This is a genomic window from Jannaschia sp. Os4 (genome assembly GCF_016820245.1).
Lineage (GTDB): Bacteria > Pseudomonadota > Alphaproteobacteria > Rhodobacterales > Rhodobacteraceae > Jannaschia.
In genome coordinates this window covers 1-18,209 of sequence record NZ_JAFCAR010000004.1, presented here as the reverse complement: position 1 = coordinate 18,209, position 18,209 = coordinate 1, and the positions used below count along the sequence as shown (strand labels likewise).

The following is an 18,209-nucleotide window of genomic DNA, read 5'->3' as shown; positions in this document are numbered from 1 at the left end:
CGCCCATGATCACCCGCTTCGCGCCCTCGCCCACGGGGCCGCTCCATCTGGGCCATGCGTGGGCGGCGATGGTCGCCGCCGACCATGGCGAGATGCGGCTGCGGATCGAGGACATCGACCCCGAGCGGTCCAAGCCCCGCTGGGAGGCGGCGATCCGCGCGGACCTCGAATGGCTGGGCCTCCCGCCCGCAGGCCCGGTGATGCGCCAGTCGGAGCGGACGGCGGCCTACGCGGGCGCGCTGGACCGGCTGTGGGCGGAGGGCCTGCTCTACCCCTGCACCTGCTCGCGCCGCGACGTCTGGGAGGCGGCGGCCCCGCAGGAGGGCGCGCCGCTGCACGGCCCCGACGGCGTGGTCTATCCGGGCACCTGCCGATCGGCGCCGCGGACCGGCCCGCGCCCCGAGGGGGCCGCGCTCCGCCTCGACGCCGCTGCGGTCACGGAACCGCTCTCATGGGAGGACGACCGGCTCGGCCCCGGACGGATGGAGCCCGCCGCCTACGCGGCAATGGTCGGCGACGTGGTCGTGGCCCGCCGGGGGTGGGACACGTCCTACCACCTCGCGGTGGTGGTGGACGACGCGGCGCAGGAGGTCGGCCTCGTCACGCGGGGCGAGGACCTCGCCGACGCCACGCCGATCCACGTGACCTTGCAACGGCTGCTCGGCCTGCCGACGCCCGGCTACCTCCACCACGACCTCGTGCGGGACGGCGACGGACGGCGGCTGGCAAAGCGGGACGACGCGCGGTCCCTCGCCTCCTACCGCGAGGCGGGGTGGTCGGCCGAGGCGCTGAAGGCACGCCTGCGACAGGACCGCACCGTCCCGGCGGTCGAGGACCGACGGCCTAGCGCAGCGGCTGCGCCGTCTCGACGAGCTTGACGAAGAACGACGCCCCGACCGGCGAGACCGCGTCGTTGTAGTCGTAGTCCGGGTGGTGCAGCGGCGCGCCCTCCCCGATGCCGAGGAAGACGTAGGCGCCGGGCCGCGCCTCCAGCATGTAGGAGAAGTCCTCCGCGCCCATCTGGCGCGTGGTGTCCGGCTCGACCTTGTCGGCCCCCACGACCTCGCGCGCCACGTCCACGGCGAAGCCCGCCTTGTCGGGGTCGTTGATCGTCGCCGGATAGCCCCGGTCGTAGAACAGGTCGACCTCCACGTCGTAGGTCGCCGCGATGCCCGCGCCGATGGCCCGAATACGCGCCTCGGCCATGTCGCGCACCTCCGCGGCGAAGGTCCGCACCGTGCCCGACAGCTTGGCTTCGCCCGGGATGACGTTGTTCGCCGTGCCCGCGTGGATCTGCGTCACCGACAGCACGAGGTCGTCGGTCGCCTTGTGGTTCCGGCTGACCACCGTCTGCAGCGCGGTCGCCAGCCCCACGGCGGCGACCACGGGATCCTTGGTCTCGTGCGGCATGGCCCCGTGCCCGCCGACGCCGCGGATGGTGAAGTTGAACTCGTCCACCGCGGCCAGCAGCGCGCCGGGGTTCGTCTGGATCACGCCCTCCGCGACGCCCGGAACGTTGTGGATGCCGAAGACCTGCCCGATGCCGAACCGGTCCATGATCCCCTCGCGGACCATGACGTCGCCGCCGCCGCCACCCTCCTCGGCGGGCTGGAAGATCAGCGCCACCCGCCCCGCGAAGTTGCGCGTCTCGGCGAGGTGCTTGGCCGCGCCCAGCAGCATCGTCGTGTGCCCGTCATGCCCGCAGGCATGCATCTTGCCGTCCGTCTCCGAGGAATGCGCGACGCCCGAAGTCTCATGGATGGGCAGCGCGTCCATGTCGGCGCGCAGCCCGATCGTCGGGCCGTCCCCCTGCCCCTCGATGATCGCGACGATGCCGGTCTCGGCGATCCCCTCGTGCACCTCGTCCACGCCGAAGGACCGCAGCTTGTCGGCGACGAACCCGCTAGTCTTGGGCAGGTCGAACTGCAGCTCGGGGTTGCGGTGCAGCCAGCGGCGCCATTCGCGCATCTCCGGCTCGAGGGCGGCGAGGGAATTGATGACGGGCATGGGCGGGCCTCCTTCGCGCTGATAGTGGACCCGCAAGGGAGGCCCCGCAATGGACGACGCGCTCACCACCACCGGCATCGACCGCCTACTCGCGGTAATGGCCCGCCTCCGCGACCCCGCGCGCGGCTGTCCGTGGGACATCGAGCAGACCTTCGAGACGATCGCCCCCTACACGATCGAGGAGGCCTACGAGGTCGACGACGCGATCCGGCGCGGGGCGTGGGACGAACTGGAGGGCGAGCTGGGCGACCTGCTGCTCCAGACGGTCTATCACGCGCGCATGGCCGAGGAGCGGGGCCTGTTCGACTTCGACCGCGTGGCCGAGGGCGTGGCGCTCAAGATGATCGCGCGCCACCCGCACATCTGGGGCGACGAGAGCCGCGAGAAGTCCGCCGACGACCAAGTGTCCGACTGGGAGCGGGTCAAGGCCGCCGAGCGCGCGGGCCGCGGCGAGGGCGGCGCGCTGGACGGCGTGGCGCGGGGCCTCCCCGCGCTGATGCGGGCCGAGAAGCTGGGCAAGCGCGCGGCGCGGGTGGGCTTCGACTGGGACGACGCCGAGGGGGTCCTCGCCAAGGTCGCCGAGGAGGCGCGCGAGGTGGCCGAGGCCTCGCCGGACGCGCGCGCGGAGGAGGTGGGCGATCTGCTCTTCACCGTGGCCCAGCTTGCCCGCCACCTCGGCGTGGACGCGGAGACGGCCCTGCGCGACGCGAACGCGAAGTTCGAGCGCCGGTTCAACGCGATGGAGGCCGACCTTCGGGCGGACGGGACCGCGCTCCCCGACCTCGGCATGGACGCGAAGGAGACGGCGTGGTCGCGCGCCAAGGCGGCGGAGGCCACGCGATGACCACCCCCATCATCATCGACACCGATCCCGGCCAGGACGACGCCGTCGCCATCCTCCTGGCCCTCGCCTCGCCGGAACTCGACGTGCTCGGGATCACCACGGTCGCCGGCAACGTGCCGCTCGCCACCACCACCCGCAACGCCCTCACGACGGTGGAGCTGGCGGGCGTCCCCTGCCCCGTCCGCGCGGGCTGCGACCGGCCGATGGCCCGTCCCCTGCGCACCGCCGAGCACGTCCACGGCGAGACCGGCCTCGACGGCTACGACCTGCCCGCGCCGACGACCGCGCCCGCCGAGGGCCACGCCGTCGACTGGATGATCGAGACCCTGCGCGCCGCGCCCGCGCCGGTCACGATCTGCCCCCTCGGCCCCCTGACCAACGTCGGCACGCTCCTCGACCGCGCGCCCGACGTCGCCGCGAGGATCGCCCGCATCGTCCTGATGGGCGGGGCCTATTTCGAGGTGGGCAACATCACCCCGGCTGCCGAGTTCAACATCTACGTCGACCCCGAGGCGGCCGAGATCGTGTTCCGCTCCGGCATCCCGCTCACGGTCGTCCCGCTCGACGTGACCCACGAGGTGCTGACGACGACCGCCCGCACCGACGCCATCGAGGCGGCGGGACGCGTCGGCCCCGCCGTGGCGGGCTGGCTGCGCTTCTTCGACCGCTTCGACCGCGAGAAGTACGGCTCCGAGGGCGGCCCGCTCCACGACCCCTGCACGATCGCGTGGCTGCTGCGTCCGGACCTGTTCACGGGGCGCGAGATCAACGTCGAGATCGAGACCCGCAGCGACCTCACCCGCGGCATGACGGTCGCGGACTGGTGGCGCGTGACGGACCGGGCGCCGAACGCGCTGTTCCTCGGGGACGTCGATGCGGACGGCGTCTTCGCCCTGCTGACCGAGCGCCTCGCCCGCCTGTGATACGCGGGCTTCTCCCCGCCGCCCGCGCGCCTACCTGACACCCATGTTCGCCTTCGACACCAGCTACGCCGCCCTGCCCGAGCGCCTCTACACCCGGATGGCGCCCACGCCCGTGGCGGCCCCCGGATTAATCGCGCTGAACGACGCGCTCGCCCGCGACCTCGGCCTCGACCCCGAGGCCCTGCGCGCCGCCCCGGAGGTCTTCGCCGGCAACGCCGTCCCCGAGGGCGCGACCCCCCTCGCCCAGCTCTACGGCGGGCACCAGTTCGGCGGCTGGTCCGGCCAGCTGGGCGACGGGCGCGCCCTCCTGCTGGGCGAGCACGTCACCCCCGACGGCGCCCGCGTCGACATCCAGCTCAAGGGCTCCGGCCCCACCCCCTACTCGCGCGGGGGCGACGGGCGGGCGGCGATCGGCCCCGTCATCCGCGAGTACCTCGTCTCCGAGGCGATGCACGCCCTCGGCGTCCCCACCACCCGCGCGCTGACCGCCGTCACCACCGGCGAGACGGTGCAGCGCCAGGAAGGCCCCCTTCCGGGCGCCGTCCTCACCCGCGTCGCCGCCAGCCACGTCCGCGTCGGCACCTTCCAGATCCTCGCCGCCCGCGACGACGTGGACGGCCTGCGCGCCCTCTTCGACCACGCCCGCGCCCGCCACGCCCCCGCGGCGGACACGCCGCTCGACCTCCTCCGCCACGTGATGGCGGCGCAGGCCCGTACCGTGGCCGCGTGGATGGGCCTCGGCTTCGTCCACGGGGTCATGAACACCGACAACATGACGATCAGCGGCGAGACCATCGATTACGGCCCCTGCGCCTTCATCGAGGCCTACCATCCCCAGACGGTGTTCTCCTCCATCGACCAGTTCGGGCGCTACGCGTGGGCCAACCAGCCCGACATCGCGCTGTGGAACCTCGCGCAGCTGGCCACCGCGCTGCTGCCGCTGATGGGCGAGCGGGAGCAGGCCGTCGCCGCCGCGACCGAGGCGCTCGAGGGGTTCGCCGCCCTCTACGACGCCGAATGGCGCGCCGTCCTCGGGGCGAAGATCGGCGTGGACGACCGCGACCTCGGGCACGAACTGCTCGACGTCATGGCCGAGGACGGGCGCGACTTCACCTCGACGTTCCGCGCGCTCGTCCATGACGACGTCCCCGACCCGTCGCCGCGCCTCGCCGACTGGACGGCCCGCTGGCGCGCGCGGGGTCCCGACCGCGCCGCCATGCGCCGGGCCAATCCCGCCGTGATCCCGCGCAACCACCAAGTGCAGCGGGCCATCACGGCCGCCGAACGCGGCGACCTCGAACCGTTCCACGCGCTCCACGCCGTCCTCGCCGCGCCGTGGGAGGAGACCGGGGCCAACGCGCCCTACCGCGCGCCGGCGCCGGAGGCCGAGCGCGTCACCCGCACCTTCTGCGGCACGTGATTGCCCCCCCGTGCCCCCCGCGCTAGGCGCGGGCCATGGACTCGACCCTCCTGTCCCGCGCCGAGGCCGCCGGCCTGCGCATGACCGGCCAGCGCCGGACCGTCGCGACCGTGCTGGAGGAGGCGTCGGACCACCCGGACGTCGAGGCGATCCACGCTCGCGCCGCCGCGCTCGACCCCGGCATCTCGATCGCCACGGTCTACCGTGCCGTGAAGCTGTTCGAGGAAGCCGGGCTTCTGGAGCGGCGGGAGTTCGGCGACGGGCGCGCCCGCTACGAGGACGCGGAGCGCGACCACCACGACCACCTCATCGACCTCCAGACCGGCGAGGTGATCGAGTTCGTCGACCCCGAGATCGAGGCCCTGCAGGAACGGATCGCCGCGCGGCTGGGCTACGACCTCCGGGCGCACCGGCTGGAGCTCTTCGGCGTCCGGCGCGGATCGGGGCGGGGGTGAGGAAAGCGCCTCGTGTTCGAGTGATCCGCAACCGTCCGGTAAGCCTCCCCGTGCGACGTCCGGGACATGTCGCGCCCGCTCGTCCACCGCGCCCGCCGGTATCCGGCCTGCCGCCCCGTCTCGGTCCGCGTCGAGGGGGCGGAGGGCGACGCCCACCTCATGGACGTCTCCGAGGGCGGGGCGAAGCTGATTGTGGACGGGGTCCGTGCCGGCGAATGGATCGAGCTGTCCGTCGGGCGCCTCCACCTGCGCGGCACGGTCCGGTGGACGGCGGACGGGTTCGCCGGGGTGCGGTTCGACGCGACGCTCGGGCCGGCGGCCCTCGCCGACATCCTCGGGCGCCCGCCGCCCCGCGGGGCGGCGCGGCGCGCGTCCCGCTGGCTCCCGCCCTGAGGGGCGCATGACCGCGCGCCCCGGCGCGCCCCTGCCGGGCACCGCGCCGACCCCCCTCCCCGAGGGCGACGCGGACCGCCGCACGACGCTGCGCGGCTGCGCGCTGATGGTGGGCGCGATGGCCTGCTTCGCGCTGGAGGACGCGCTCATCAAGACGCTGCAGGGCGCGATCCCGGCAGCGCAGATCCTCTGGGTGCTGGGCGGCGGAGGCGCGCTGGTGCTCGCCGCATGGCTCCGGGCGACCGGCCGACCGCTCTGGCTGCCGGGCCTCGCGCACCGCCGCGTCGTGCTGCGCACGGTGGCGGACGGGATCGGCGGCGCGATGTTCGTGCCCGCCCTGCTCCTCGCCCCTCTGGCGACGGTCTCGGCGGTGATCCAAGCCACGCCGCTCGTCGTCGCCATGGGCGCCGCGCTGTTCCTCGGGATGCGGGTCGGGCCGCGCCGCTGGGCGGCGATCCTCGTGGGCTTCGCGGGCGTGCTGCTGATCCTCCGGCCGGGCGGCGACAGCTTCGACCCCTACGTCCTCCTCGCGGTGGGGGGGATGCTGATGCTCTCCGTCCGCGACCTCGCCACGAAGGGGCTCCCGCCGGACCTGTCGGGCGCGCATCTCTCGATGCTGGCCTTCGCCGCGTTCGTCCCTGCGGGCGTGGCGCTGCACCTCGCCCTCGGGGTCGCGCCCGTCCGCCCGAGCGGGGGAGAGGCGGCCACCCTCGCCGCCTGCCTCGCCATCGGGCTCTTGGGCTACGTCACCATCGTGGCGGCCACGCGGGAGGGCGACATCGCCGTCATCTCCTCGTTCCGCTACAGCCGGATGCTCTTCGCGCTCGTGCTCGCGGCCCTCATGTTCGGCGAGCGGCCCGACCGCTGGACGCTGGCCGGCGTGGGGATCGTCATCGCCGCGGGGCTCTACACCCTGATCCGGGAAGCTCGCCTTCGCGCTTCACCCTGAGGCACCCGCGCGGTAGGGGGCGGACGGACCGGAACCGGAGGCCCCCATGCTCATCGCCGACATCCACGCCCGCGAGATCCTCGACAGCCGCGGCAACCCCACCGTCGAGGTCGACGTCACGCTGGAGGACGGCACGCTGGGCCGCGCCGCCGTCCCCTCGGGCGCGTCGACGGGCGCCTACGAGGCGGTGGAGCTGCGCGACGGCGAGGACCGCTACAAGGGCAAGGGCGTGCGCCAAGCGGTGGCCGCGGTGAACGGCGAGATCGCCGAGGGGCTCGTGGGCTTCGACCCGGCCGAGCAGGAAGCCATCGACGCCGCGATGATCGAGATGGACGGCACCGACAACAAGGGCCGTCTGGGGGCCAACGCGATCCTCGGGGTGTCGCTCGCGGTGGCCAAGGCGGCGGCGGAGGCGGCGGCGCTGCCGCTGTACCGCTACGTCGGCGGGACGTCGGCGCGGACCCTGCCGGTGCCGATGATGAACATCGTCAACGGCGGCGAGCACGCGGACAACCCGATCGACATCCAAGAGTTCATGGTGATGCCGGTCGGCGCGGAGTCCCTGTCGGAGGCGGTGCGCTGGGGGTCGGAGATCTTCCACACGCTGAAGAAGGAGCTGTCGGCGGCGGGCCTGTCGACCGGCATCGGGGACGAGGGGGGCTTCGCGCCGAACCTGTCGTCGACGCGGGACGCGCTCGATTTCGTGCTGAAGGCGGTCGAGAAGGCGGGCTACCAGCCGGGCGACGACGTGTGGCTGGCGCTGGACTGCGCGGCGACCGAGTACTTCAAGGACGACGCGTATCACCTTGCCGGAGAAGGAAAGACGCTCTCCTCGAACGAGAACGTGGACTACCTCGCCGCCCTCGTCCGCGACTACCCGATCCTGTCCATCGAGGACGGGATGGGCGAGGACGACTGGGAGGGCTGGGTCGCGCTGACCGAGGCCTTGGGCGGCAAGGTGCAACTGGTGGGCGACGACCTCTTCGTGACGAACCCCAAGCGCTTGGCGGACGGGATCGAGAAGGGGGCGGCGAACTCGCTGCTGGTGAAGGTCAACCAGATCGGGACGCTGTCGGAGACGCTGGAGGCGGTGGACCTCGCGCATCGCAACCGCATGACCTGCGTGATGTCCCACCGCTCGGGCGAGACGGAGGACGCGACGATCGCGGACCTCGCGGTGGCGACGAACTGCGGGCAAATCAAGACCGGCAGCCTCGCGCGGTCGGACCGGCTGGCGAAGTACAACCAGTTGATCCGCATCGAGGAGATGCTGGGCGAGCAGGCGCGCTATGCGGGGCGGTCCGTCCTGCGCGGCTGAGCGGCCGGGGGCGCCGCCCCCGGACCCCCGGAGTATTTCCGGACCATCGAAGGGGGCGCGGATGTTGACGGAAGGCTACCACGCGGTGCCGTCCGGGCATGTCGCCGCGGTCGTGACCCATCTGGAGATGGCGGCGCCCGCCGCACTGCCGGAGGTGCCCGCGAGCGAGGCCGAGGTGGTCGCGTGGGCCCCCTCGGTGGAGGCGTACCTGGACCTGTTCCGGGCCGTCGGCGGGCCGTGGCTCTGGGCGTCGGCGTTGTTCAGGGACGCCTCGGAAATATCTGACATCATTGATGATTCCCGGTACGAGACCTTCATGCTGCGCTGCGGCGAAGGGCGGGGGATCCTCGATCTCGACTTCCGGACGGAGGGGGCGTGCGAGCTGGCCTATTTCGGGCTGACGCCCGACCTCGCGGGGCGCGGCTTGGGCAAGGTGCTGATGGCGCATGCGGTCCGGCGGGCGTTCCGGGACGGGCCGCTCCGGTTCCACGTCCACACCTGCACGCTTGATGGGCCGAACGCTCTGCAATTCTATCGGCGCATGGGATTCGTCGCGACCAAGCGGGAGGTTGAGATCATGCGCGATCCGCGCGGCACGGTGCTGCCCGAGGACGCGGCGCCGCAGGTGCCGCGCCTGTGACCGCGCCGGACGCCCAGCCCGACCGTCCGGTGCTGGGCCTGTCGCTGATCGTGCTGTTCTGCCTCGCGATCCCGTTCTCGGACGCGCTGTCGAAGCTGATGGCCGAGGCGGGGCTGGCCGTGGTGGCGATCATCGCGGTCCGCTTCCTCGTGCAGGGCGGCGTGCTCGTGCCGGCGGCGTGGGCCATGGGCCAGTCGTTCCGGTTCTCGGCGACGGGGTGGTGGCTGACGGCGGCGCGGACGGCCCTGCAGGTCGCGGGGCTCTGGACCATCGTCACCGCCCTGCGGTTCATGCCGCTGGCCGACACGATGGCCATCGTCTTCGTCATGCCGCTGATCCTGCTGCTGTTCGGGCACCTGTTCGCCGGGGAGCACGTGGGGCCGCACCGCTTGGCGGCCTGCGTGGCGGGGTTCGGCGGCACGCTGATGGTGATCCAGCCGGCCTTCGCGGAGGTGGGGTGGATCGTGCTGCTGCCCTTGGCGACGGCGGTGATCTTCGCAGCCTTCATGATGATCACGCGGCGCCTGTCGCGCGAGGTGGGCGCGGTCGCCATGCAGGGCGCGTCGGGGGCGATGGGGGCGGCGGGGCTGGCGGCGTGGCTGGCCGCGTTCGGGGTGCCGGAGGCGCCCCCCGCCCCGTTCCCCGGCGGGTGGTGGCCGATCCTCCTGCTCGCGGGGCTGGTGGGGACGCTGGCCCACCTGCTGATGACCGCGTCCCTGCGCTACGCGCCGTCGTCGACGCTCGCGCCGATGCAGTATCTGGAGATCCCGATGGCGACCTTGGTGGGCTGGGCGGTCTTCGGCGAGCTGCCCAACGGGCTGGCCGCCGTGGGGATCGTGGTGACGATCGCGGTGGGCCTCTACGTGATCGCGCGCGAGCGGCGCGCGGCGCAGGTGCCGGCATGACGGCCGACGAGGTGATCGCGGCGCTCGGGCTCGAGGCGCATCCCGAGGGCGGGTTCTACCGGCAGACGTTCCGGTCCGGCGGCGAGGGGCGGGGCGCGGCGACGCTGATCCACTTCCTGCTGCGCGACGGCGGGGCCTCGCACTGGCACCGAGTGGACGCCGACGAGCTGTGGCTGTGGCACGCGGGTGCGCCGCTGGTGCTGTCGGTCGCGGCGACCGAGGCGGGGCCGGCCCGCGACGTGACCTTGGGCACGGGCCTGTCGTTCCAAGGGATCGTGCCCGCCGGGCAGTGGCAGGCGGCGCGCACGACGGGCGACTGGTCGCTGGTGTCCTGCGCGGTGGCGCCGGGCTTCGTGTTCGAGGGGTTCGAGCTGGCCCCGCCGGGCTTCGACATACCGAAAGGCTGACATGGACCTCCTGACGCTCACCTCGCTGCTGCTGGTGGCGGCCGCCGGCTTCGGCGCGGTCAACTACCTGTTCCTGAAGGCCCCGCCCGCGATCGGCATCCTGATCGTGTCGCTCGCGGCCTCGCTCGTGCTGCTGGGCCTCGATGCGCTGTTCCCCGCGTGGGAGATCAAGGCGCCGATCCGGGCCGTGGTGCTGGACATCGAGTTCTCGGACGCGCTGCTGGAGGGGATGCTGGGGCTGCTGCTGTTCGCGGGCGCGCTGCACGTGAAGGTCGACGACCTGCGGCGGGAATGGGTGCTCGTGCTGCTGATGGCGTCCTTGGGGGTGGGCCTGTCGACGGTGATCGCCGGGGTCGGCTTCTCGTGGATCACGGGGATGCCCCTGATGATCGCGCTGGTGTTCGGGGCGCTGATCTCGCCCACGGACCCGGTGGCGGTGCTGGGCGTGCTGCGGGCGGCGAACCTGCCCAAGTCGCTGGAAACGAAGATCGCGGGCGAGTCGCTGTTCAACGACGGCGTGGCCTACGTGGTGTTCCTCGTGCTGGTGGGGCTGGCCTTCCCGGCGGACGGGCACGCGAGCGGGCTGTCGGGGGCGGCGGTCCTGTTCGTGCAGGAGGCGTTCGGGGGCGCGCTCTTGGGCGCGGTGCTGGGGTGGCTGGCGTTCCGGGTGATGCGGCGGATCGACGATCCGCCCTTGGAGGTGCTGATCACGCTGGCCTTGGCGTTCGGGGGCTACCAGCTGTCGCTCTGGCTGCACGTCTCGGCGCCGATCATGGCGGTGATCGCGGGCCTGCTGATCGGGGACGTGGGCACGCGGGACGGCATGTCGGTCGAGACGAAGCGGCACGTCGACACGTTCTGGACGCTGATCGACGAGATCCTCAACGCGGTGCTGTTCCTGCTGATCGGGATCGAGGTCTTCGCGATCGCCTTCGACGGCGCCTACCTCCTCGCCGGGGTCGCGGCGATCGGGCTGCACCTCGTGGCGCGGTTCGCCGCCGTGGCGGTGCCGGTGGCGCTGCTGCGCCCGTTCTCGGACACGCTGGAGGAGGGCGTGACGCGGATCATGACGTGGGGCGGGCTGAAGGGCGGGATCAGCGTCGCGCTGGTGCTGTCGCTGCCGGAGACGGAGTGGAAGCCGCTGATGCTGACGGCGTGCTACGTCGTGGTCCTGTTCTCGATCATCGTGCAGGGGCTGACGGTCGCGCGGGTGGCGCGGCGGGTCGGGCCGGGGGCGGCTGCGGCGGCGGATTGACGGGGGTCAACGCGCGCGGGGCGCGGGCGTGGTCCCGTGCGGGCGACGCCGCCGGAGGAGAGCCGCCATGCTGACCGTGACCAAGCCCGCGCCCCACCGCCTCGACGTGACCCTGCGCGGCGCGCTGGACGCCGAGGGGATGCGCGCGGGGCTCGACGACCTGCTGGAGATGGCCGAGGGCATCGTCGGGGGGCGGATGCTCTACCGCATCCCGGAGTTCGCGGTGCCGAGCCTCGGGGCGCTGGGGGTGGAGCTGTCGCGTCTGCCGAGGCTCTTGCGGCTCTTGGACCGGTTCGAGCGCTGCGCGGTGCTGAGCGATTCGGCGTGGCTGCGGCGGGTGGCGGAGGTGGAGGGGGCGCTGGTGCCGGGTCTGGAGATCGCGGCCTTTCCGCTGGAGGCCGAGGCCGAGGCAGTGGCGTGGCTGGACCGGCGGGCGGCGGCCTAGGAGCGCGGGACCATCAGGCAGAGCAGTTCGAACAGGACGGAGGCGCCGAGCCATGCGGTGATGCCACCGGTGTCGAAGGGGGGCGAGACCTCGACGAGGTCGGCGCCGATCAGGTCGACGCCGTGGAGGGCACGGGTGATGCGCAGCGCCTCGTTCGAGGTGGGGCCGCCGACCTCGGGGGTTCCGGTGCCGGGGGCGAAGGCGGGGTCGATGAAGTCGATGTCGAAGGACAGGTAGGCGGGGCCGCCGTCCATGCGGTCGCGGGCCAGCGCGGCGGTGGCGGCGAGGCCGCGGTCGAGCATGGCGTCGGTGGTGACGATCTCGATGCCGAGGTCGGCGGCGTGGTCGAAGTCCTCCGTGTCGTAGGCCGTCCCGCGCATCCCGATCATGGTGGAGCGATGCGGGTCGATCAGCCCCTCGGCGGCGGCCTGCCGGAAGGGGTTGCCATGGGTGAGGGTCCGGCCGCCGAAATAGGGCGGGTAGAGGTCCGTGTGGCTGTCGAGGAGGACGAGGCCGGGGGTGGGGGCGCCCGCGCGCGCGAGGCCGCGCAGCATGGCGAGGGTGCAGAGGTGGTCGCCGCCGACGGAGAGGGGGCGGATGCCCTGCCCCGTGGCGGTGGCGACGGTGGCAGCGAGGGCGTCGAGCGCCTCGTCTTGGTCGACGGGGGACATGGGGGCGTCGCCGAGGTCGGCGATGGCCGCGTGGTCGTAGGGGACCTGGCCCGTGGCGCGGTTCATCTCGCGCACCATGGTGGAGGCGTCGCGCAGGCTCCGCGGGCCGTGGCGGGCGCCGGGGCGGTTGGAGGTGCCGCCGTCCCACGGCATGCCGATCAGGCCGATGTCCACCTCGGCGCGGCGGGGGTCGTCCGCGGGCACGTGCGGGAGGCGCATGAAGGTGGGGATGCCGGCGAAGCGGGCGAGGTCCATGCCGGAGACGGGGCGGTAGGTCATGGGTGGAGGTTAGGGCAGCCGAGGAGCTGTGTCAGCGTGCTTCGGCGGTCGGGCGACACGCCCGCGCGGAACGCGAGGCGCAGCCGAGCCGCGCATCGCCGGGCCGCCCCACGGCACGGCGATACTGAGCCGACGGTGCTTCGCCGGAGCGTCGTGCGGGGGTGGGGGATAAAGCGCGTTGCGGACGGGACGGATCGCCATGCCACGGCCCTCCGATGCGCTTGCGTCGCTCTTACGGCTCCAGCTCGGCGTCCCAGTAGAGGAAGTCCATCCAGCTCTCGTGCAGGTGGCCCGGCGGGAACTTGCGGCCGAGGTTCATGAGCTGGCCGGTGGAGGGCTGCACCGGGGGCTTGCGGAGCGTGTAGCCGACCTGCTTGAGCGACTTGGAGCCCTTGTGCAGGTTGCAGCGCCCGCAGGCGGCGACGACGTTCTGCCACGAGGTGACGCCGCCCGCCGCGCGCGGGATCACGTGGTCGAAGGTTAGGTCGCCCGTGGCGCCGCAATACTGGCAGGCGAACTCGTCGCGCAGGAAGAGGTTGAAGCGCGTGAAGGCCACGGTCTTCTGCGGCGCGACGTAGTCCTTGAGGACGACGACCGAGGGGATGCGGATCTCTGTCGAGGGGGAGCGGACGACCTCCTCGTACTCGGAGACGATGGTCACGCGGTCGAGGAAGGCGGCCTTGATCGCCTCCTGCCACGGCCAGAGCGAGAGCGGGTAGTAGCTCAGCGGGCGGTAGTCGGCGTTGAGGACGAGGGCCGGGAAGTGGCGCAGCCCCGCGGACTGGCGGACGAAGTCGGAGCGAAAGCTTCGACTGTCGGGCTCCGATGATGTGGTCTGCGGCATTGGCATCGTGGTCGCTCTCCCCGAGGAGCGGCGCGTCCGGTCGCCGGGCGCGCGGCCCTCCGTGGGGGGACCATATATGGGGAGCGCGGTTCGGCAAGGGGGTAGATGTGGCGGTCCCCGGGCCGGCGGCGCCCTAGTCCGCGTCGATCCCCAGGACGTCGCGCATGAAGGCCAGCGCGACGGACAGGCCGTCGGGCGCGATGCCGTGGCCGGTGCCCTTCATGACGTGGGCGTAGAGCTTGTCCCAGCCTGCCGCCTCCAATGCCTCCATCGCCTCGGGGAGATGCTGGACGGGGACGACCTCGTCAGCGTCGCCGTGGACGAGCAGGACGGGCGGCTTGGTCACGGCCTCGTCGGCGAGGCGCTCGGGGGCCAGCAGGCGGCCGGAGAAGCCAACGATGCCGCCGAATGGCTCGGCGCGGCGGGGGCCGACATGCAGCGACATCATCGTGCCCTGCGAGAAGCCGAAGAGGATGGTGTCGCGGGGGGCCACGCCCTCGCGCGCGAGGGCCTCGTCGAGGAAGGCGTCGAGGTCGGCGACGGCCCGCTCCATGCCCTCGGTCGCGGCCTCCTCGGACGAGCCGTCGAGCCACGGGATCGGGAACCACTGGAAGCCCATCGGGTTCATCGCGCTGCGCTCGGGCGCGTCGGGCGAGAGGAACGCGGTGCCGGGCATGTGCTCCATCAGCGGGTCGGCGAGGCCGATCAGGTCCGCGCCGTTGGCGCCGTAGCCGTGGACGAAGATGACGAGGCGGTCGGGGTTCTCCGGCCCGCGGCGTTCGAAGTCGAGGCTCATATTCCGTCCCTGTCCTTGGCCACGCGGTAGTAGGCCCAGAGCAGCCGGGCGGCAACGCCGCGCCACGGGGACCATTGTTCGGCGATCTCGCGCATCTCGCGCTCCTTCGGGCGGTGCGGAAGGTCGAGCAGCAGGCGCGCCGCCTCCTGCAGGGCGAGGTCGCCGGGGGCGAAGACGTCGGCGCGCCCGAGGTTGAACATCGCGTAGATCTCGGCGGTCCACGTGCCGATGCCGGGGATGGCGGTGAGGGTCCGCACCACCTCGTCGGTGGGCATGGCGCGAAGGGCGGGCCAGTCGAGGTCGGCCTCGGCCAAGGCGCGGATGTAGCGGATCTTCTGGCGGGAGAGGCCGGCTGCGCGCATGTCGTCGTCGCTGGCGGCGCGGACGCGCGCCGGGTCGGTGAGGCCCGCCTCCACGCAGCGGGCCTCGATGGCGCGGGCGGAGGCGACCGAGACCTGCTGGCCGAGGATCGCGCGCTGGAGCGCGGCGAAGCCGTCGCCCGCGCGGCGCAGCGGGAGGTCGGGGCATTCGGCCAGCGCGGCGGCGAGGCGGGGGTCGCGCGCGGCGAGCCACGCGGCGCCCTCGGCGACGTCGTCGAGGGAGTGGATGACGCGCTCAGCGGGGGGCGGCATGGGCGCGGAGGAAGGCGAGGGCTTCGGCTTGGTCATGGGTCTCCTCGCCGGGGGGCGGCGGGGGGCGGTCGATGACGTGGGTCTCGATGCCGAGCGTGCGCGCGGCGTCGAGCTTGCCGCGCCGCGCGCCGCCCGCGTTCTTGGTGACGAGATGGGTGATCCGCTCGGTCCGCATCAGCGCGGTCTCCTCCGCCGCGTCGCCGGGACCGCCGATTCGCCACGTGACGCCTTCGCGTGGGGGCGCGGGGTCGACGCGGCGGACGAGGAGGTGGAGGCCCCCGTCTTCGATCCGGTCCTCGAACGGCGCGAGGCTCCCCGGCCCGGTGGCGAGGAGGACGCGGGCGCCGGGCGGGAGCGCGGCGGCGCAGGCTGTGGCGTCGGGGTGGCGGTGCCAGTGGGGCTCGAACGGCCACGGGGGGCGGGTGTAGCGGAGGTGAGGGGTTCCGGTCTCGCGGGCGATGCGGGCGGCGCGCTCGGACATGGTGGCGGCGAAGGGGTGGGTGGCGTCGAGGACGCCGGCGGCGTCACGCAAGGCGGCGCGGAAGCCGTCCTCGCCGCCGAAGCCGCCGACGCGGGTCGGGTGGTGGAGGTCGCGGGGCCTGCGGGTGGTGCCGGCGAGGGAGGCGAGGAGGCGGAGGTCGCGGGCGGCGTGGAGGATGTGGCGGGCCTCCTCGGTGCCGGCGAGGACGAGGACGGGGCGGGTCATCGTGTCATCCCCCCCTTCTGACGTCGCCCGGAGCCTCGGTCGCGGCTCGCGCCCCGCTCCGGGTCGGCGACGAATGGTGACGGGAAAGGCCCCGGCTCGGGGGCCGGGGCGCGGATCGGAAGCGCATCGCGGGGCCGTGGCGCGGCGATGCGCCCTCTCCGCGAGGCGCTTTATCCCTCACCCCCGCACGACGCTCGAACGTCGCGGTACCGGTGATGGATCGCCGTGCCGTGGGGACGGCCCGGCGATGCGCGGCTCGGCTGCGCCTCGCGTCCCGCGCGGGCGCATCGCTCGGAGGTTCACCCGGCATGGGCCAGCACCGTCCCCGCGCGGTCGATCACGACCACGTCGACCTCCGCCTCCACGACCTCCCGCACCCGCGCCCGCGCCCGGCCCGCCACCGCCTCGGCCAAGGCGGGCGCGCGCGTGACCGCCTCCAGCGCGGTGTTGCAGCCCGTCAGGTCCGTCCCGGCCCAGTCCGACAGCATCGTGAGATCGACTTGGCTCCGCTTCGAGTGCAGGTCCATCGCGCCCTGCGCCAGCTTGGCCATCTTGCCGATCCCGCCGCCGACGGTGACGCGGGGGACGGGATGCTTGGCGAGGTACTTCAGCATCCCGCCCGCGAAGTCGCCCATGTCCAGCATCGCGTGGTCCGGGAGGCCGTGGAGCGCCTGCACCACCCGCTCGGACGTGGCCCCGGTGCAGCCCGCGACATGGGTCAGGCCCGAGGCGCGGGCGACGTCCACGCCGCGGTGGATCGACGCGATCCACGCGGCGCAGGAAAACGGGCGAACGACGCCGGTGGTGCCGAGGATCGAGAGGCCGCCCGCGATGCCGAGGCGGGGGTTCCACGTCTTCTCCGCCAAGGCGCGCCCGCCGGGGACGGAGACCGTGACCGTGACGTGGGGCGTGGCGCCATGGCGGGCGGCGACCGCGGCGACCTCCTCCTCGATCATGGCGCGGGGGACGGGGTTGATGGCGGGCTCGCCCACGGGGATGGGGAGGCCCGGCTTGGTGACGGTGCCGACGCCTTCGCCTGCGGCAAAGGCGAACCGGTCCGAGAGGGCCAGCCGCACCCGCACCTCCGCCCCGTGGGTCACGTCGGGGTCGTCGCCCGCGTCCTTGACCACGCCCGCCTCGACCCAGCCGTCGCCCGTGCGCGCGCCGACGATGGCGAAGGTGGGCGTCTCGCCCTTGGGCAGGACGAGCGACGCGGTCGGCGGCACCCGCCCGCCCCACAGCCCCTCGGCCGCCGCTTGTGCGGCGGCGGCGGCGCAGGCGCCGGTGGTCCAGCCCCGGCGGAGCTTGGGCGCGTCCGTCATGGAAAGGGTCGTGCCATGGCCACACCGGGTCGCCAACCGCCTTCCCCTTCCCCGCCCCTTGGGGCACCGTCGGCGGCATGATCGACCTGCCCGCCTTCGCGCCCGGCTCGGTCTGGCTCTGCGGCGCGGGGCCGGGCGACCCGGGGCTGCTCACGCTGCACGCGGCCAACGCGCTGCGGCAGGCGGACGTCGTGGTCTACGACGCGCTGGTGGACGAGCGCATCCTGTCGCTCGCTGAGGGCGCCGCGCACGAATACGCGGGGAAGCGGGGCGGCAAGCCGTCGGCCAAGCAGCGCGACATCTCGCTGCGGCTCGTGGACCTCGCGCGGGCGGGCAAGCGGGTGCTTCGCCTCAAGGGCGGGGACCCGTTCGTCTTCGGGCGGGGCGGCGAGGAGGCGCAGACGCTGGTGCAGCACGGCGTCCCCATCCGGGTGATCCCCGGCGTGACGGCGGGGATCGCGGGGCTGGCCTATGCGGGCATCCCGGTGACGCACCGGGACGTGAACCAGTCGGTGACCTTCGTGACGGGGCACGACGCGCGGGGGCTGGCGCCAACCTCTCTCGACTGGGACGCGCTGGGGCGGGGGAGCCAAGTGCTCGTTATCTACATGGGGATGAAGCATCTCGCGGAGATCGCGGCCAAGCTGGTGGCCGCGGGGCGGTCGCCGTCCGAGCCCGTGGCCATCACGACGACGGCCACGCTGGACGGGCAGCGCACGATCGAGACGACGCTGGCGACTTGCGCCGCCGACGCCGAAGCCGCCGCGCTGGAGCCGCCCGCGATCATCTGCGTAGGCCATGCGGTCAGCCTGCGGCAGGTGCTGGACTGGCGCGCGATGGCCGAGGGGCACCCGCCCCGGAACCTCGACCCCGCAACACCAACCGGCGCCTGCTCGACGCCTATCGCGGCGCCGACGGCATCAAGACCGGCTACACCCGCGCCGCCGGGTTCAACCTCGTGGCCTCCGCCGAGCGCGACGGGACGCGGATCATCGCCA

Annotated in this window: 20 protein-coding genes and 2 pseudogenes; 15 read left to right on the top strand and 7 right to left on the bottom strand. The window is 73.5% G+C overall.

Annotated elements, in window-relative coordinates:
* Positions 1–5 precede the first annotated feature (5 nt).
* Positions 6–878 (top strand): tRNA glutamyl-Q(34) synthetase GluQRS, encoded by an 873-nt coding sequence (gluQRS, locus tag JQC91_RS08990; RefSeq protein ID WP_203286505.1) that lies wholly within the window; start codon positions 6–8, stop codon positions 876–878.
* Here gluQRS and JQC91_RS08985 read toward each other — a convergent pair.
* A complete protein-coding gene (locus JQC91_RS08985; RefSeq protein ID WP_203286504.1) occupies positions 844–2,007 on the bottom strand; it encodes a M20 aminoacylase family protein in 1,164 nt (387 codons plus the stop codon). The genes gluQRS and JQC91_RS08985 overlap by 35 nt on opposite strands.
* Positions 2,008–2,056: 49 nt before the next feature.
* Here JQC91_RS08985 and mazG point away from each other — a divergent pair, with 49 nt between their 5' ends.
* The 12 genes from mazG to JQC91_RS18130 all read left to right on the top strand — a co-directional run bounded on the left by mazG (position 2,057) and on the right by JQC91_RS18130 (position 11,961).
* On the top strand, positions 2,057–2,851 hold the full coding sequence (mazG, locus tag JQC91_RS08980; RefSeq protein ID WP_203286503.1) for a nucleoside triphosphate pyrophosphohydrolase: 795 nt from the start codon (positions 2,057–2,059) through the stop codon (positions 2,849–2,851).
* Complete coding sequence (locus JQC91_RS08975) at positions 2,848–3,774, top strand: nucleoside hydrolase (RefSeq protein ID WP_203286502.1); 927 nt, start codon at positions 2,848–2,850, stop codon at positions 3,772–3,774. The genes mazG and JQC91_RS08975 overlap by 4 nt, the downstream gene beginning before the upstream one ends.
* A gap of 43 nt (positions 3,775–3,817) precedes the next feature.
* Entirely contained in the window at positions 3,818–5,194 is a 1,377-nt protein-coding gene (locus JQC91_RS08970) for a YdiU family protein (RefSeq protein WP_203286501.1), read from the top strand.
* Between the two features lie 35 nt (positions 5,195–5,229).
* The gene (locus tag JQC91_RS08965) at positions 5,230–5,649 is read left to right on the top strand and encodes a Fur family transcriptional regulator (RefSeq protein ID WP_203286500.1); all 420 of its coding nucleotides are present in this window, start codon (positions 5,230–5,232) and stop codon (positions 5,647–5,649) included.
* Between the two features lie 66 nt (positions 5,650–5,715).
* Complete coding sequence (locus tag JQC91_RS08960; RefSeq protein ID WP_203286499.1) at positions 5,716–6,042, top strand: PilZ domain-containing protein; 327 nt, start codon at positions 5,716–5,718, stop codon at positions 6,040–6,042.
* 7 nt (positions 6,043–6,049) lie between these two features.
* Positions 6,050–6,991: a DMT family transporter gene (locus tag JQC91_RS08955; protein WP_203286498.1), complete on the top strand. Its 942-nt coding sequence runs from the start codon at positions 6,050–6,052 to the stop codon at positions 6,989–6,991.
* 46 nt (positions 6,992–7,037) lie between these two features.
* Entirely contained in the window at positions 7,038–8,309 is a 1,272-nt protein-coding gene (gene eno / locus JQC91_RS08950) for a phosphopyruvate hydratase (RefSeq protein WP_203286497.1), read from the top strand.
* A 61-nt stretch (positions 8,310–8,370) separates the two neighbouring features.
* Positions 8,371–8,949, top strand: a complete 579-nt coding sequence (locus tag JQC91_RS08945) for a GNAT family N-acetyltransferase (protein ID WP_203286496.1) — start codon at positions 8,371–8,373, stop codon at positions 8,947–8,949.
* Positions 8,946–9,854, top strand: a complete 909-nt coding sequence (locus JQC91_RS08940) for a DMT family transporter (RefSeq protein ID WP_343069936.1) — start codon at positions 8,946–8,948, stop codon at positions 9,852–9,854. Before JQC91_RS08945 ends, JQC91_RS08940 begins: the two co-directional genes overlap by 4 nt.
* Positions 9,851–10,261: a cupin domain-containing protein gene (locus tag JQC91_RS08935; RefSeq protein ID WP_203286495.1), complete on the top strand. Its 411-nt coding sequence runs from the start codon at positions 9,851–9,853 to the stop codon at positions 10,259–10,261. Before JQC91_RS08940 ends, JQC91_RS08935 begins: the two co-directional genes overlap by 4 nt.
* A gap of 1 nt (position 10,262) precedes the next feature.
* Positions 10,263–11,516: a sodium:proton antiporter gene (locus JQC91_RS08930; RefSeq protein ID WP_203286494.1), complete on the top strand. Its 1,254-nt coding sequence runs from the start codon at positions 10,263–10,265 to the stop codon at positions 11,514–11,516.
* Positions 11,517–11,583: 67 nt separating this feature from the next.
* Positions 11,584–11,961: an STAS/SEC14 domain-containing protein gene (locus JQC91_RS18130; RefSeq protein ID WP_203286493.1), complete on the top strand. Its 378-nt coding sequence runs from the start codon at positions 11,584–11,586 to the stop codon at positions 11,959–11,961.
* On the opposite strand, the gene JQC91_RS08920 is transcribed toward JQC91_RS18130, so the two are convergent.
* The 6 genes from JQC91_RS08920 to JQC91_RS08895 form a co-directional block, all read right to left on the bottom strand.
* Complete coding sequence (locus JQC91_RS08920; protein ID WP_203286492.1) at positions 11,958–12,911, bottom strand: agmatinase; 954 nt, start codon at positions 12,909–12,911, stop codon at positions 11,958–11,960. The two genes, JQC91_RS18130 and JQC91_RS08920, sit on opposite strands and share 4 nt — an antisense overlap.
* 232 nt (positions 12,912–13,143) lie before the next feature.
* On the bottom strand, positions 13,144–13,755 hold the full coding sequence (locus JQC91_RS08915) for an HNH endonuclease (protein ID WP_203286491.1): 612 nt from the start codon (positions 13,753–13,755) through the stop codon (positions 13,144–13,146).
* Between the two features lie 133 nt (positions 13,756–13,888).
* Positions 13,889–14,551 (bottom strand): prolyl oligopeptidase family serine peptidase, encoded by a 663-nt coding sequence (locus JQC91_RS08910; protein ID WP_203286490.1) that lies wholly within the window; start codon positions 14,549–14,551, stop codon positions 13,889–13,891.
* A complete protein-coding gene (locus JQC91_RS08905; RefSeq protein ID WP_203286489.1) occupies positions 14,548–15,183 on the bottom strand; it encodes a DNA-3-methyladenine glycosylase 2 family protein in 636 nt (211 codons plus the stop codon). The genes JQC91_RS08910 and JQC91_RS08905 overlap by 4 nt, the downstream gene beginning before the upstream one ends.
* Positions 15,167–15,889: a precorrin-6A/cobalt-precorrin-6A reductase gene (locus JQC91_RS08900; protein WP_203286488.1), complete on the bottom strand. Its 723-nt coding sequence runs from the start codon at positions 15,887–15,889 to the stop codon at positions 15,167–15,169. Before JQC91_RS08900 ends, JQC91_RS08905 begins: the two co-directional genes overlap by 17 nt.
* Before the next feature lie 299 nt (positions 15,890–16,188).
* Positions 16,189–17,211, bottom strand: coding sequence for a cobalt-precorrin-5B (C(1))-methyltransferase (locus tag JQC91_RS08895; protein WP_203286487.1), 1,023 nt, complete (start codon positions 17,209–17,211; stop codon positions 16,189–16,191).
* A 77-nt stretch (positions 17,212–17,288) separates the two neighbouring features.
* Between JQC91_RS08895 and cobA the strand changes: the two are divergent.
* Positions 17,289–18,083 (top strand): annotated as a pseudogene (gene cobA / locus JQC91_RS08890) (uroporphyrinogen-III C-methyltransferase); the annotation flags it as partial.
* Between the two features lie 2 nt (positions 18,084–18,085).
* Positions 18,086–18,209 (top strand): annotated as a pseudogene (locus tag JQC91_RS17995) (hypothetical protein); the annotation flags it as partial.

Coding starts and splice junctions, on each gene's coding strand:
- JQC91_RS08985 (WP_203286504.1), bottom strand. CDS start 2,007: ATGCCCGTCATCAATTCCCTCGCCGCCCTCGAGCCGGAGATGCGCGAA.
- JQC91_RS08920 (WP_203286492.1), bottom strand. CDS start 12,911: ATGACCTACCGCCCCGTCTCCGGCATGGACCTCGCCCGCTTCGCCGGC.
- JQC91_RS08965 (WP_203286500.1), top strand. CDS start 5,230: ATGGACTCGACCCTCCTGTCCCGCGCCGAGGCCGCCGGCCTGCGCATG.
- JQC91_RS08900 (WP_203286488.1), bottom strand. CDS start 15,889: ATGACCCGCCCCGTCCTCGTCCTCGCCGGCACCGAGGAGGCCCGCCAC.
- eno (WP_203286497.1), top strand. CDS start 7,038: ATGCTCATCGCCGACATCCACGCCCGCGAGATCCTCGACAGCCGCGGC.
- gluQRS (WP_203286505.1), top strand. CDS start 6: ATGATCACCCGCTTCGCGCCCTCGCCCACGGGGCCGCTCCATCTGGGC.
- JQC91_RS08915 (WP_203286491.1), bottom strand. CDS start 13,755: ATGCCGCAGACCACATCATCGGAGCCCGACAGTCGAAGCTTTCGCTCC.
- JQC91_RS08955 (WP_203286498.1), top strand. CDS start 6,050: ATGACCGCGCGCCCCGGCGCGCCCCTGCCGGGCACCGCGCCGACCCCC.
- mazG (WP_203286503.1), top strand. CDS start 2,057: ATGGACGACGCGCTCACCACCACCGGCATCGACCGCCTACTCGCGGTA.
- JQC91_RS18130 (WP_203286493.1), top strand. CDS start 11,584: ATGCTGACCGTGACCAAGCCCGCGCCCCACCGCCTCGACGTGACCCTG.
- JQC91_RS08905 (WP_203286489.1), bottom strand. CDS start 15,183: ATGCCGCCCCCCGCTGAGCGCGTCATCCACTCCCTCGACGACGTCGCC.
- JQC91_RS08975 (WP_203286502.1), top strand. CDS start 2,848: ATGACCACCCCCATCATCATCGACACCGATCCCGGCCAGGACGACGCC.
- JQC91_RS08935 (WP_203286495.1), top strand. CDS start 9,851: ATGACGGCCGACGAGGTGATCGCGGCGCTCGGGCTCGAGGCGCATCCC.
- JQC91_RS08970 (WP_203286501.1), top strand. CDS start 3,818: ATGTTCGCCTTCGACACCAGCTACGCCGCCCTGCCCGAGCGCCTCTAC.
- JQC91_RS08895 (WP_203286487.1), bottom strand. CDS start 17,211: ATGACGGACGCGCCCAAGCTCCGCCGGGGCTGGACCACCGGCGCCTGC.
- JQC91_RS08960 (WP_203286499.1), top strand. CDS start 5,716: ATGTCGCGCCCGCTCGTCCACCGCGCCCGCCGGTATCCGGCCTGCCGC.
- JQC91_RS08910 (WP_203286490.1), bottom strand. CDS start 14,551: ATGAGCCTCGACTTCGAACGCCGCGGGCCGGAGAACCCCGACCGCCTC.
- JQC91_RS08930 (WP_203286494.1), top strand. CDS start 10,263: ATGGACCTCCTGACGCTCACCTCGCTGCTGCTGGTGGCGGCCGCCGGC.
- JQC91_RS08945 (WP_203286496.1), top strand. CDS start 8,371: ATGTTGACGGAAGGCTACCACGCGGTGCCGTCCGGGCATGTCGCCGCG.